At 62.9% G+C, this 13608-nt stretch carries 9 protein-coding genes and 1 pseudogene; 6 read left to right on the top strand and 4 right to left on the bottom strand.

Annotated elements, in window-relative coordinates; all coding sequences use genetic code 11:
* Window position 1 precedes the first annotated feature (1 nt).
* Together ispF and ispD are read right to left on the bottom strand one after the other, a co-directional pair.
* Window positions 2-484, bottom strand: coding sequence for a 2-C-methyl-D-erythritol 2,4-cyclodiphosphate synthase (ispF, locus tag AC1D1Y_RS05900; protein WP_477681536.1), 483 nt, complete (start codon window positions 482-484; stop codon window positions 2-4).
* 36 nt (window positions 485-520) lie between these two features.
* Complete coding sequence (gene ispD, locus AC1D1Y_RS05895) at window positions 521-1252, bottom strand: 2-C-methyl-D-erythritol 4-phosphate cytidylyltransferase (protein WP_477681535.1); 732 nt, start codon at window positions 1250-1252, stop codon at window positions 521-523.
* Between the two features lie 128 nt (window positions 1253-1380).
* Here ispD and mfd point away from each other — a divergent pair, with 128 nt between their 5' ends.
* The 4 genes and pseudogenes from mfd (at window position 1381) to AC1D1Y_RS05875 (ending at window position 9125) form a co-directional block, all read left to right on the top strand.
* The gene (mfd, locus tag AC1D1Y_RS05890; protein WP_477681534.1) at window positions 1381-4887 is read left to right on the top strand and encodes a transcription-repair coupling factor; all 3507 of its coding nucleotides are present in this window, start codon (window positions 1381-1383) and stop codon (window positions 4885-4887) included.
* A complete protein-coding gene (serB, locus tag AC1D1Y_RS05885; protein ID WP_477681533.1) occupies window positions 4884-5594 on the top strand; it encodes a phosphoserine phosphatase SerB in 711 nt (236 codons plus the stop codon). The genes mfd and serB overlap by 4 nt, the downstream gene beginning before the upstream one ends.
* Window positions 5595-5708: 114 nt before the next feature.
* A pseudogene (locus AC1D1Y_RS05880) lies at window positions 5709-7459 on the top strand (ABC transporter ATP-binding protein).
* A 424-nt stretch (window positions 7460-7883) separates the two neighbouring features.
* Window positions 7884-9125 (top strand): hypothetical protein, encoded by a 1242-nt coding sequence (locus AC1D1Y_RS05875; protein WP_477681532.1) that lies wholly within the window; start codon window positions 7884-7886, stop codon window positions 9123-9125.
* Window positions 9126-9179: 54 nt separating this feature from the next.
* On the opposite strand, the gene AC1D1Y_RS05870 is transcribed toward AC1D1Y_RS05875, so the two are convergent.
* Both AC1D1Y_RS05870 and AC1D1Y_RS05865 read right to left on the bottom strand, forming a co-directional pair.
* The gene (locus tag AC1D1Y_RS05870) at window positions 9180-9632 is read right to left on the bottom strand and encodes a helix-turn-helix domain-containing protein (protein WP_477681531.1); all 453 of its coding nucleotides are present in this window, start codon (window positions 9630-9632) and stop codon (window positions 9180-9182) included.
* Between the two features lie 92 nt (window positions 9633-9724).
* Window positions 9725-10744 carry an alpha/beta hydrolase gene (locus tag AC1D1Y_RS05865; protein ID WP_477681530.1) on the bottom strand — a complete coding sequence of 340 codons (1020 nt, stop codon included), beginning with the start codon at window positions 10742-10744 and terminating at the stop codon, window positions 9725-9727.
* Window positions 10745-11106: 362 nt separating this feature from the next.
* On the opposite strand from AC1D1Y_RS05865, the gene AC1D1Y_RS05860 reads away from it, so the two are divergent.
* Window positions 11107-12444: a TolC family outer membrane protein gene (locus AC1D1Y_RS05860; RefSeq protein WP_477681529.1), complete on the top strand. Its 1338-nt coding sequence runs from the start codon at window positions 11107-11109 to the stop codon at window positions 12442-12444.
* 15 nt (window positions 12445-12459) lie between these two features.
* Window positions 12460-13581, top strand: a complete 1122-nt coding sequence (locus tag AC1D1Y_RS05855; protein ID WP_477681528.1) for a 2OG-Fe(II) oxygenase — start codon at window positions 12460-12462, stop codon at window positions 13579-13581.
* Window positions 13582-13608 lie beyond the last annotated feature (27 nt).

The raw sequence follows: 13608 nt of genomic DNA, 5'->3' as shown, positions 1-13608 counted from the left end.
TCTAGTACAGCAGCACCACGGCGCGGGCTTCCATGCTCAGCCCTTGGCCGACCGGTCCCAATTTCTCGGCGGTCTTGGCCTTGACGTTGACTTGCCCCACGTCCAGCCCCAGGGTTTTGGCGATGTTCGCCCGCATTGCAGCGATATAGGGGGCCAGCTTGGGCGCCTGGGCAATCACGGTGCTGTCGATGTTGGCGATGCTGTGGCCGCGCTCTTTCAGCAGGCGCCCCACTTCCGCCAGCAGCACCGACGAATCGGCGCCCTTGAAGCGTGCATCGGTATCGGGAAAGTGCGACCCGATGTCGCCCAGGGCTGCGGCGCCCAGCAAGGCGTCGGTGATCGCATGCAGCAGCACGTCGGCGTCCGAATGCCCGAGCAGGCCTACGGTGTGGGGAATATCCACTCCGCCGATGATCAGTTTGCGCCCGGGCACCAGCGCATGCGTGTCCCAGCCCTCGCCGATTCGAAAGTTGACGCTGCTCATGGATACCTTTGTCGGAGTTGTGGTGGGATTCGGCGCCTACTTGCCGCGCCGCCCGAAAATCGCTTCCGCCAGCGCGAAATCTTCCGGGTAGGTAACCTTGAAGTTCTCCGCGCTGCTGCTCACCAGCCGGGGCGCCAGGCCCACCGCCTCCATTGCGCTGGATTCGTCGGTGACGCGGTCGCCGGTTTTCTCCAGTGCGTCGATCAGCATGCCGATGCGGAACATCTGCGGCGTCTGCGCCAGCCATTTTTCGCTGCGGTCTATGGTGCTCGCCACGCGGCCGCCGCGCTCGCTTTTGAGCGTGTCCGGCAGCTTTTGCGCCAGCAGGCCGCCCACGGCATCGTCGCGGCAGGCGGCAATCAGGGCTTCGATCTGTTCGGGCATCACCAGGCAGCGCGCGGCGTCATGCACCAGCACCCAGTCGTCCAGCGTGGCACCGCCGGGCTGCGCCACCATGGCCTTGAGGCCGTTGAGCACCGTCGCCGCCCGCGTCGCGCCGCCGCCTGGCAGCAAATGCTCGTTTTGCTGCTTGTAATCGGGGAACACGCTGAGAAATTCCTGGTCGGACGGCGAGATCACCACCCAGAGCGCGGCAAAAGTGCCTGAGAGCGCCCGAAAAGCCTCTACGGTGTGCCGCACCATGGGCAGTCCGGCGATCACCTGGTACTGCTTGGCCTGGACCGTGCCGGCACGGCTTCCCTGCCCGGCACAGGGGATCAGGGCAAAAAAACGGGACTCGGAATGGATATTGGCGCGGCTTGTCGTCATAACTTCATCATAGATTCTAAAATCAAGGGATTGAACACACGCAGGCACCCCACTCCGGATGGTTTGGGGTGCCTGCCTTTTGCCGAATGATTTTCCGATTGACCTGTTGAACACTCGCTAGCCGCTCAATGCACCTACCTCCACTCGTCTCCGGCAAACGCTACACCCTGCCCCAGCCCGCCGGTTCCGCCGATGCCCTGCTGCTGGCACGCCTGGGCACCCGCGAAAAAGCCGCAGGCAAGCTCACCGCCATCATCACCTCGGACGCCACCACGGCCCAGCGCCTGATGGACGAGATCGCATTTTTCGCGCCGGAGCTGCGCTGCGCGCTGTTCCCCGACTGGGAAACCCTGCCCTACGACACCTTCTCGCCGCACCAGGACCTGATCAGCGAGCGCCTGGCCACGCTGTGGCGCATCCAGCAGCGCGACAAGGAAACCGGCGCCGACGTGGTCATCGTGCCCGCCACCACGGCGCTGTACCGGCTGGCGCCGCCCAGCTTCCTGGCCGGCTACACCTTCCACTTCAAGGTCAAGCAAAAGCTCGATGAAACGCGCCTGAGGGCCCAGCTCACGCTGGCCGGCTACAGCCACGTCACCCAGGTCGTCAGCCCCGGCGAATACGCGGTGCGCGGCGGGCTGATCGATTTGTTCCCCATGGGTTCGGCCGTGCCCTACCGCGTCGACCTGTTCGACAACGAGATCGACAGCATCCGCACCTTCGACCCCGACAGCCAGCGCAGCCTTTATCCCGTGCCCGAAGTGCGCCTGCTGCCCGGCCGCGAATTCCCCATGGACGACGATGCGCGCGCCAAATTCCGCAGCCGCTGGCGCGAACTGCTGGACGGCGACCCGACCAAGAGCCGCATCTACAAGGACATGGGCAACGGCGTGGCCACCGCCGGCATCGAGTACTACCTGCCCCTCTTCTTCGAAGAAACCGCCACGGTGTTCGACTACCTCGGCAACGATGCCACGGTGGTGTTGCACGGCGACCTGGAGCCGGCCTTCCAGCGCTTCTGGCAAGACACCAAAGACCGCTACCGGCTGGTGCGCGACGCGCCCGACCGGCCGGCGCTGCCACCCGAATCGCTGTTCCTGGGTACCGAGCAGTTCTACGCGCGCGCCAATGATTACGCCCAGCTGGCGATACGCGCCACGGTGGAAGACGTGGCCGACAACGCCCAGTTCCAGAAACTCGGCGAAATGGCCGTGGTGCGCGGCGCCGAAGACCCGCTGGCGAAATTCAAGGGCCATGTGCGCAACACGGCACACCGCGTGCTGGTGCTGGCCGARAGCGAKGGCCGGCGCGAAAGCCTGCTGGAYTTCYTRCGCGCCAGCAGCGTCAGCCCGCCCGCGTTCGATTCCCTCGAAGACTTCCAGGCCAGCGACGAAAAACTCGGCATCGCCACCGCGGCGCTGAACACCGGTTTCAGCTGGCTCGAGGAAGGCATTGACTTCATTACCGAGACCGAACTTTTTGCCGCCGGCGTCACGGTGCGCCGCCGCAACAAGAAGCAGGAGCAGGTMAGCGATGTSGAAGCGCTGATCAARGACCTCTCSGARCTCAAYGTSGGCGACCCGGTGGTGCACAGCGCCCACGGCATAGGCCGCTACCGCGGCCTGATCAACATGGACCTGGGCCAGGGCGTGAATGCCGACGGCACACCGCTGCTGCAGGAGTTCCTGCACCTCGAATATGCCGACAAGGCCACGCTCTACGTGCCCGTCAGCCAGTTGCACCTSATCAGCCGCTACACCGGCGTCAGCGCCGAGGAAGCCCCGCTGCACARGCTGGGCAGYGGCCAGTGGGAAAAAGCCAAACGCAAGGCCGCCGAGCAGATCCGCGACTCGGCCGCCGARCTGCTCAACATCTAYGCCCGCCGCGCYGCGCGCGAAGGCCAYGCCTTCCGCTACWCGCCCGGAGACTACGAAACCTTCGCCAACGACTTYGGCTTTGARGAGACCGCSGACCAGCGCGCCGCCATCCACGCCGTGATCCAGGACATGATCAGCCCGCGGCCCATGGACAGGCTGGTTTGCGGCGACGTGGGCTTCGGCAAAACCGAGGTCGCGCTACGCGCCGCCTTCATCGCCGTCACCGGCGGCAAGCAGGTGGCGTTGCTGGCGCCCACCACCCTGCTGGCCGAGCAGCACTACCAGACGCTGGTGGACCGCTTCGCCAAGTGGCCGGTCAAGATCGCCGAGATGAGCCGTTTCCGCTCCGGCAAGGAAATCAGCGCCGCCATCAAGGGCCTGGCCGACGGCACCGTCGACATCGTGGTCGGCACCCACAAGCTGCTGAGCCAGGACGTGAAATTCGAGCGCCTGGGCCTGCTCATCATCGACGAGGAGCACCGCTTCGGTGTGCGCCACAAAGAGGCCATGAAGGCCATGCGCGCCGAGGTCGACGTGCTGACGCTGACGGCCACGCCGATTCCGCGCACGCTGGGCATGGCGCTCGAAGGCCTGCGCGACCTCAGCGTGATCGCCACCGCGCCGCAGCGCCGCCTGGCCATCAAGACCTTTGTGCGCAGCGAGAACAACGGCGTGATCCGCGAGGCCGTGCTGCGCGAACTGAAGCGTGGCGGCCAGGTCTACTTCCTGCACAACGAAGTCGAAACCATCCAGAACCGGCGCGAGAAACTTGAAGAGATACTGCCCGAGGCGCGCATCGCCGTGGCCCACGGCCAGATGCCCGAACGCGAGCTGGAGCGCGTGATGAAAGACTTCATCGCCCAGCGCTACAACCTGCTGCTGTGTTCCACCATCATCGAGACCGGTATCGACGTGCCGACCGCCAACACCATCGTGATGAGCCGTGCCGACAAGTTCGGCCTGGCGCAGTTGCACCAGCTGCGCGGCCGCGTGGGCCGTAGCCACCACCAAGCCTATGCCTACTTGATGGTGCCCGACATCGAGGGCCTGACCAAGCAGGCCGGCCAGCGGCTCGAGGCCATCCAGCAGATGGAAGAACTTGGCTCGGGTTTTTACCTGGCCATGCACGACCTGGAAATCCGCGGCACCGGCGAAGTGCTGGGCGAAAACCAGAGCGGCAACATGCTGGAGGTCGGCTTCCAGCTCTACAACGAAATGCTCGGCGAAGCCGTGGCCTCCCTCAAGGCCGGGCGCGAGCCGGACCTGCTTTCGCCGCTCAGCGTGACCACCGAGATCAACCTGCACGCCCCGGCCCTGCTGCCCAACGACTACTGCGGCGACGTGCACCTGCGCCTGTCCTTCTACAAAAAGCTGGCCACCGCCAAGAACACCGACCAGATCGACGCGCTGCTCGAGGAAATCGTCGACCGCTTCGGCAAGCTGCCGCCGCAGGCGCAGACGCTGATCGACGTGCACCGCCTGCGCGTGATCGCCAGGCCTTACGGCGTGGTCAAGGTCGATGCCGCCCCCGGCGCCATCAGCATCACCTTCAAGAAGGACCCGCCCATCGACTCCATGGCCATCATGCAGCTGATCCAGAAGAACCGGCATATCCGGCTGGCCGGCAACGACAAGCTGCGCATAGAGCGCGAGCTCGACAACCCCAAGGACCGCGCCCAGATGGTGCGCGACGTCCTGCGTTCACTCGGAACACCCACTACGCCCACCACGCCCACCACGGAAGCCACTCCCGCATGACCCCCGCAGAAATCTCCCCCGGCCTCGTCGTCAACGTCTCCACGCCCGATTTGAAGCTCGGCGACTTCAAGCTGATCGCCTTCGACATGGACTCAACCCTCATCAACATCGAATGCGTCGATGAAATCGCCGACGCCGCCGGCCGCAAAGCCGAGGTGGCGGCCATCACCGAGGCAGCCATGCGCGGCGAGATCGCCGACTACAAGGAAAGCCTGCGCCAGCGCGTGGCCCTGCTCAAGGGCGTCAGCGTGGCCAGCATGGACCAGGTCTACCATGAGCGCCTCAAACTCAACCCCGGCGCGGCCGAACTGGTGCATGCCTGCAAGGAGGCCGGCATGAAGGTGCTGCTGGTCAGCGGCGGCTTCACTTTCTTCACCGACCGTGTCCGCGACGAGCTCGGCATCGACTACACGCGCTCCAACGTGCTGGAGGTCGAGGACGGCTTCCTCACCGGCCGCATGGTGGACCAGCCCTGGGGCGACATCTGCGATGGAGATGAAAAGCGAAAAATGCTGCTCGAGACCTGCGGCAAGCTGGGCATCAACCCGCTGCAGGCGATTGCCATGGGTGACGGCGCCAACGACCTGCCCATGATGGGCGTGGCCGGCCTCTCGGTGGCCTACCATGCCAAGCCGCGCGTGCGCGAGCAGGCCATGGTGGCCATCAATGAAGGCGGCCTGGACCGCCTGCTGGAGCTTTTCAGCTGAGGCGCCCACACGGCCACACCTCGGCCGGCGCATCAATCCTTCCCCAATAAGTCAACGATCCCGCAGCCATAAGGCCTTATAAGCAGACACCTGAACCAAAAGACACCGACATCCATGGTTTTTTTCAAGCGATTCGAAAGCCAGCTTCCCGCCTACCCCGAGGCCGACCCTGCCCTGCCGCCCAAGGGCTTCATGGCCTTTCTGTGGGCCTGCACCGAAGGCGCGCGCGGCTACATCCTGCAGCTGGCGCTGCTCTCGGCGGTGCTGGCGATTTTTGAGGCGCTGCTGTTCGCCATGCTGGGCCGCATCGTCGACTGGCTGGGCGCGACAGCACCCGCCAAGCTGTGGACCGAGCACGGCACCGCGCTGGGTTGGCTCGCCTTCATCGTAGTGGGCAGCATCGCGGCGGTGGCGCTGCAGACCACCGTGAAGCACCAGACGCTGGCCATCAACTTCCCGATGCGGCTGCGCTGGAACTTTCACCGCCTGATGCTGGGGCAAAGCATGTCCTTCTACCAGGACGAGTTTGCCGGCCGGCTGACCACCAAGGTCATGCAGACCGCGCTGGCGGTGCGCGACACGCTCTTCGTGCTGGCCGACGTGCTGGTCGCCATGGGGGTCTATATCGCCACCATGACGGTGCTGGCTGCGGCCTTCGACATGAAACTGGTGGCGCCCTTCCTGGTCTGGCTGGCGCTCTACATCGCGAGCCTTTATTACTTCGTGCCGCGGCCCCCCCCCGCCCCCCCCGCGACGCCATGAGCGAGTTCATGAAGACCGGCTACAGCCAGATGCGCCTCGTCAGCGCCTTCGAGATCGTCAACCACGCGCTCAGCATGGGCCTGATTCTCGGCATGGCCGGCACCTCGCTGTGGCTCTGGCACCTGGGCCAGGTCGGCGCCGGCGCGGTGGCCGCGGCCACCGCCATGGCGCTGCGCCTGCAGGGCATGTCGCACTGGATCATGTGGGAGACCACCAGCCTCTTCGAAAGCGTGGGCACCGTGCAGGACGGCATCAATACGCTGTCGCGGCCTCACACCATCGTGGACGCCCCCGGTGCGGCCGCGCTGGACGTGCCGCGCGGCGAAGTGCGCTTTGAAGCCGTGAACTTCAGCTACGGCAAGCACAAGCCGGTGATCGACCAGCTGACGCTGACCGTCAGGCCGGGCGAAAAGATCGGCCTGATCGGCCGCTCCGGCGCCGGCAAATCAACGCTGGTCAACCTGTTGCTGCGGTTTTACGACCTCGACGGCGGCCGCATCCTGATCGACGGCCAGGACATCGCCACCGTGACCCAGGACAGCCTGCGCGGCCACATCGGCATGGTGACGCAGGACACCTCGCTGCTGCACCGCTCGGTGCGCGACAACATCACCTACAGCCGTCCCGGCGCCAGCGACGAGGACATGCGCATGGCCGCGCGGCGCGCCGAAGCCGACGGCTTCATCGCCGACCTCACCGACCCGCATAACCGCCACGGCTATGACGCCCACGTGGGCGAGCGCGGCGTGAAGCTTTCCGGCGGGCAGCGCCAGCGCATCGCGATCGCGCGTGTGATGCTCAAGGATGCGCCCATCCTGCTGCTCGACGAAGCCACCAGCGCACTCGACTCTGAAGTCGAAGTCGCCATCCAAAGCAGCCTGAATACGCTGATGCAGGGCAAGACGGTGATCGCGATAGCCCACCGCCTCTCGACCATCGCCGCCATGGATCGCCTCATCGTGCTGGACCAGGGCCGCATCGTCGAAGAAGGCGACCACCGCACGCTGCTGGCCAACGGCGGCCTGTATGCGCGCCTCTGGGCCCACCAGAGCGGCGGCTTCCTGAGCGACAACCTCGAGGAAGAAGAGGAACTGGCGGCCTGAGGCCGGTTTGCGGGCGGCCGAGATCGAGAGGGAGGGCGCCAAGGCGCAGGCCATTGATCGAAAACTAGCCATCGTGTCGCAATGGCTGGGGCTCAAGCCTCTGCCGGCGTTCGATCCTAGTATTCAATCAAGACTGAGCGCGCTCCTGGTTGAAGCGGTGTGGCTGGAGCGGAGGATTGCGGGGATACATCCTTGGCTCTGAGGGCGCAGCCTGGGAACTGATCGGCCGCTGCCGTCCCTCAATCGAAGGCAGGCAGCAGTGGTCATAGCACTCTGTTCAGAGCGTGAAGGCCTTTGGCTATCCATGCCATTCGCATAGTGATGCGCGATAGATGAATCAGATAAACATGTGCCGTGCGCGAATATTTGATCCTATGCGTGTGCCGAATTCGCATACATTCCAGGCAGATCAAAAATCCAGCCTATGACCGCCATTGCCCTTCTCAATATCGAAGCCGATCCGCACTTGGTGGCAGATACCCTTCTTTCTGCAAATGGAAAAGATTCTGCAGCGTCAAAATCTGTTTGGTTGCCGGCCCTAGGGGAAACGCCATCTGAATGGCCTTCTTTAAATGGGACCCGACATATCGCGTGGCTTGGGCGGAAAACTTTCTTTCTACCAAATGGGTCGGGCATTCTCAGCTTCTCCGGCAGTTGTCCTGCGGCATTTCGGTTCTGGGGGGAATTGTCCGAATCAGCGAGGCGGGCGATGAAAGACGATAGTTCCGCACGCRTCGATAGCGCTATGGTGAAAGATGTTTTACGCCAATTACCTCATGACGCCGGGCAGTTTTCACTGCTTGGCGTTCTCGTTGGTGCCTCGCAAAAGCGTACTGCTTTTGTTCATGGAAAATCCGTTCGCATAGAAACAAAGAATTTCGGAACTTGCTATGTCGCTGGCAGCGGGTGGACGCTGCTCATGGAAATCATCAACCAGACAGATCATGCGCTTGGCGCTGGCTATCAATGGCCCCTTGCTTACCCAATATCGGCAACCGAAGACCTTGCGGAGCATATATCCGCGGCCATGCTCCATACGGAAAGCGACCACAGGAATGGCGTAACTCCCGGCACGCCCATCACCGCCTACTGCGGAGGTTTTTATGAGTGGTACGGGATACAACCGGAAGGGATTCGGCCCATGCGGCCCCGGCTTGACCTTCATGTGACCCTCGAAAAGGACCAACTGATCATCACAAGGGCTTATTTCGCAGAACAGATGCAGAAGAGATATCCCAATCAAAATCCATTGCCCACGCAGCGGTACTTTCTTTCCGTAGTAAACCTGATACTTGACCCCTATGTAATACCTTTTCAAAATACGCCTTCCAAGTCAGGCGTTTCCATTGAACTTGACGAGTGCTGGGGAACATTGATCCCGTTAATGCTTGACGTCTATGATTCTCCCGACGATGCACTCTCACAGAAGAGACTCTCCAGTCGACTCAATACCAAGACGATGCAGATTCTGTTTCCTTCGCCTGTAGACGTCAGCCGTGTGAGAGTGATGGTCCAGACACGACACTCAAAATGCACGGCAAAGCGATTCATTGCGCAACCTGGCGAAAGTCCGAACGCTAAATTAACGGCCTCAAATGGCCACCTCACACTGTGGTTAGCCGATCATGTGCTGGAAGCAACAAAAAATACTACCTTGACACCTTGACGTTTATTTTTGACGGCACCAAAGTCTCGGGCCAAACCGAGCGATCGACGAAATTCAAACCATTGCCGCCAACAGATCGGCCACGTCCTTCTTCTTCATAGCCCGGAGATCAGCAATCCTGCGCAGGTTCGCGGCACGAGGCTTGGCCTTGCCAGACTCCCATCTATAGACCGATAGGCCCGACGCGCCCACCAGAAGGCCGCAATCGTGGGCCGTCAGGCCAAGCCGGCGCCGCTGGCTGGCCAGGCTCTTGGGGCTGAACCTTGAAGTACTCGCGGATTCGTCTCGCGCAGCGGCTGCCTGCAAATTCCCGGAGCGAGATTTTCCCAATTGCCGCACCTTCTGCTCCAAAGCGCGGACATTGCGCTTGAGCGCGGCTATTTCTCCGCGGTGAATGTTGATCGTCTTTTTCAGGCTTTGGGTTTCCGCACGCACTTCCTTGCGGGCTACGCGGGCGATTTCATTTTTAAGAAGGGTTGCGATGTTTGGCATAGGTGATTTGTTCATCGAAGTTTCGTTCGAACCAAGGTTATCACCAAGCGTCGGGCACTCGAAGCAGCCGAAATCAACTTGGCCGCATCCTGGGTCTAGCGGACGTCTTATTTCAGACGTTTTTTGAGTTCTTCACCCGCTTGCAGCAAAGCAGCACGGGTTGCGGGCACCTGGCTGATCGGGTTCAGCAAACCGTAGTCGTGGATCAAGTTGCTGTAGCGGGTGGCAACGACATCGACACCGGCGGCATTGAGCTTGCGGGCATAGGATTCACCCTCATCCCGTAAGACATCATTGCCTGCCGTCTGCACCAGCGCCGGGGGAAGGCCTTTGAGTTGTTCGAGTGTGGCCTGCAAGGGCGAGGCATAGATTTCCTGGCGTTGCTTTGCGTCCGGAGTGTAGTTATCCCAGAACCACCTCATCATGTTCCTCGTCAAAAAATGCCCTTCGGCAAACTCCTCGTACGAGCCGCTCTCAAAATTGGCATCGGTCACGGGCCACAACAGAACCTGCACACGCAGGGCAGGACCGCCTTTGTTCTTGGCCATCAGCGCAACCACGGCCGTCATGTTGCCGCCTACGCTGTTGCCCGCGACCGCCAGGCGCTTGCCGTCGACACCTATCTCCGCGCCGTGCTCGGCGACCCATTGGGTGGCGGCATACGCTTCATTGATCGCCACGGGGTAGCGGGCTTCGGGCGAAGGGGTGTAGTTCACGAACACGGCGACCGCGCCGGAGCTGGCGACCAGATCACGCACCAGGCGCGCGTGTGTCGGGAAATCCCCCAAAACCCAACCGCCACCATGAAAAAACATGAATGCCGGCAGCGTGCCGCTGGCGCCCGCGGGCCGCACGACGGTGAGCTTGATCTCGCGGTCCTCGAAGCGGATTGTCTTGTTGCTGATAGCGGCATCAGGCAAGGCCGATGCCGAGCTGCCCTGCAGGCCGGAGAGAACTGCGCGTGCTTCAACGGGTGCCAGTTGCTCCAATGGTTTACCGTCGGCAGCCGCAAGCTTGTTGAGAAAGACCTGAATGGTGTGTTCTACGCCAGCGCTGCCGACGGCCACAGCAGTGGATGCCGCCAGCGTGATCACACATGCGGCCAGGAATTTTGCATACGGTTTCATGAGGAGTTCCTTGTTGTCGATGGATGGAATGCCCCATGATGTTGGTCCGGTTAACAGCAGTGGTGGCGCGCCAGACCATAGACGACTTCATCACGCGAACGCAGGCCAATTGTCCGCACGCGGAAGATATCAACGAGAAATAGCGACAGGCGCTGAGCGACGAGTCCATTGATCGTCCCGGTATTTCCCGCAATGAAAGTCCGGCTGCGGACAATTGGTCCGAGAAGCGCCCATGGCCTCCCGTATGGTTCAAATTTGAACACTACTGCAGGGAGGTCGAGGTGCATCACCCCGAACCTGGGCCGGTGCATCCGGCGCACTTCAAACGTAAAACATCGAACAAGCAGAGGCCGCCACATGCAGTGCACGGCAGCTTGTGGCTGGCCGGCCTGCCGCTGTTGTTCGCAGCCTTCAACGCGCCGGCCGCCGACCTGCTGGAGGTATACCGCCAGGCCCAAGCGCGCGATCCCGTTTACCGGGGCGCCGTCTACGCGCTGCAGGCGGCACGCGAACGGCTGCCTCAGGCGCGAGCTGCCCTGCTGCCTGCGGTCAACCTGGTCGGCGCCGCCAGCCGCCAGTCCGGGCAGGCCTCTTTCAACGAACTGGCACCGGTGTCGCGCGACGTGCACAACCGCAGCTGGAACCTGCAACTGACCCAGCCCCTGTGGCGCGCGACCAGCCGGGCGGTCCTGGACCAGGTGGGACAGCAGGAGTTGCTGGCCGAGGCGCAGTTCCGTCTGGCCGAGCAGGACCTGATCCTGCGCACCGCGCAGGCCTACCTTGACGTGCTGGTGGCCCAGGAAGCCGAGCAGGTGGCCCACCTGCAGACAGGCGCCATGGAGCAGCAACGCAGCCTGGCCCGGCGCACCTTCGAAGGCGGGACCGGCACGGTGACCGATGTATACGAGGCCCAGTCGCGGCTGGACCTGTCGCGCGCCCAGGCAGTGGTGGCGGGCAACGAGTTGCAGAACAAGCTGGCCGAGCTGACACGCATCCTGGGGATTTCCCATGCCCGCCTGGCGGCTTTGCGCGCCGACAGCCCTCTGCCGCGGATCCAGCCCGAAGGCGTCCAGCCCTGGCTGGACAGCGCCCGCGAACAATCCATCCAGGTGCGCATCGCCCAGGCCACACTGGAAGTCGCCGACCGCGAGATCGCCAAAAGCCAGGCGGCGCATTCGCCGACCCTGGACTTGACCGCCTCTTACGGCAACAACTACACCTCAGGCAGCATCACCTCTCCGGCCGATATTTCGGTGCGTTCACGCTCCGGCCAGGTCGGCATGAGCCTGACCATTCCCCTCTACGCCGGCGGAGGCGTACAGGCGCGCGTTCGCGAAGCCGTGGCGCTCAAGGGCAAGGCCGGGGAAGACCTGGAAGCGGCGCGCCGGCAGGCGGCAACCCAGGCGCGCCAGGCCTTCGCCGGCGTCGTCAACGGCACGGCGCAGGTCCAGGCGCTGGCTTCGGCCATCACGTCCAGCAAAAGCTCACTGGACGCCAACAAGATCGGCTACCTCGTCGGCACGCGCATCAACATGGACGTGCTCAACGCCGAGCAGCAGCTGTACGCGGCCCAGCGCGACTGGTACAAGGCGCGGGCTGAAACCCTGCTCCAGGGACTGCGCCTCAAAGCCGCGAACGCCACGCTAGACGAGGCCGATCTAAGCGTCATCAACGGCATGCTGGAAACCGGCCCGCTCTGAAGTTCAAGTCAGCAAATGGCCAGGTACTCCAATCTTCTCGCGGGCGATCCGGCGCCCTGGTTCGTGCAAAGGTCTTTTGCGAACCCACGCTATGCGATTCATGCCGCGGCCGGCCGTTATCTCGTGCTGTGCTTTTTAGGGAGTGCCGCGCATCCCCTGGCCCGGGCCGCTGTCGACATGGCCTTGAAGCGGCCGGATATCTTCAATGACGTGCACTGCTCTTTTTTCGGCGTCAGCCTGGACCCCGATGACGAAAGCGAGCAGCGCGTCGCCGACCGCTACCCCGGCTACCGCTTTCTCTGGGACTTTGACGCGCAGGTCAGTGAGCTTTATGGGGCGGTCCCGGTAGACGAGGACCTGGAACAAAAACGCGCCGGACTGCGTCGCCTGTGTTTTGTCCTGGACCCAACGCTCAGAGTGCTGAGGGTGTTGCCTCTCGGTGATATCGGCGATATCACCGCGCTTTTGTCATACCTCGCCGGGCTAGCGCCGCCCTCGCGCTTCGCGGGCATCGAATCGCAGGCGCCCATTCTCGTGCTGCCCAACGTTTTCCCACCGGAGTTTTGCCGCGAGCTCATCGCACTTTACGAAATCCATGGAGGCCGGGAGTCGGGTTTTATGCGCGAGGAGAACGGAAAAACCGTCCTGGCCCACGACCACGAACACAAGCGACGCGAAGACTACGACATCACCGATCCCGCCACCATGCAAGCGGCGCAAGCCTGGATCCACCGCCGGGTGGTTCCCGAAATCGCCAAAGTGCACCAGTTCAAGGCCACGCGGATGGAGCGTTACATCATCGGCTGCTACAGGGCCGACCAGGAAGCGCATTTCCGCGCCCACCGCGACAACACCACCCGCGGCACGGCCCACAGGCGCTTCGCCGTGTCCATCAACCTCAACCATGATTTCGAGGGCGGCGAGGTCTGCTTCCCGGAATACGGCCCCCGGTCTTACAAACCCCCCGTGGGTGGCGCGGTGGTGTTCTCCTGCTCCTTGCTGCATGCCGTGTCGACAGTGACGCGGGGACGGCGTTATGCCTTCCTGCCTTTCCTTTATGACGACGAGGCCGCGAAGGTGCGCGAGGCCAACAAGGCCTTCCTGGACAAAGGCCTTTCGGCGGACTACAAGGCCTAGGCGGCACGACTGCCGACTGCCGCCGGA

The organism is Polaromonas sp. P1_G1, assembly GCF_056405595.1.
This window is presented reverse-complemented; position numbering and strand designations above follow the sequence as displayed.

Bases quoted from the DNA above. Each gene is read 5' to 3' on its own strand.
- AC1D1Y_RS05865 (WP_477681530.1), bottom strand. From the start codon at position 10,744: ATGAAACCGTATGCAAAATTCCTGGCCGCATGTGTGATCACGCTGGCG.
- ispF (WP_477681536.1), bottom strand. From the start codon at position 484: ATGAGCAGCGTCAACTTTCGAATCGGCGAGGGCTGGGACACGCATGCG.
- AC1D1Y_RS05855 (WP_477681528.1), top strand. From the start codon at position 12,460: ATGGCCAGGTACTCCAATCTTCTCGCGGGCGATCCGGCGCCCTGGTTC.
- ispD (WP_477681535.1), bottom strand. From the start codon at position 1,252: ATGACGACAAGCCGCGCCAATATCCATTCCGAGTCCCGTTTTTTTGCC.
- AC1D1Y_RS05870 (WP_477681531.1), bottom strand. From the start codon at position 9,632: ATGAACAAATCACCTATGCCAAACATCGCAACCCTTCTTAAAAATGAA.
- serB (WP_477681533.1), top strand. From the start codon at position 4,884: ATGACCCCCGCAGAAATCTCCCCCGGCCTCGTCGTCAACGTCTCCACG.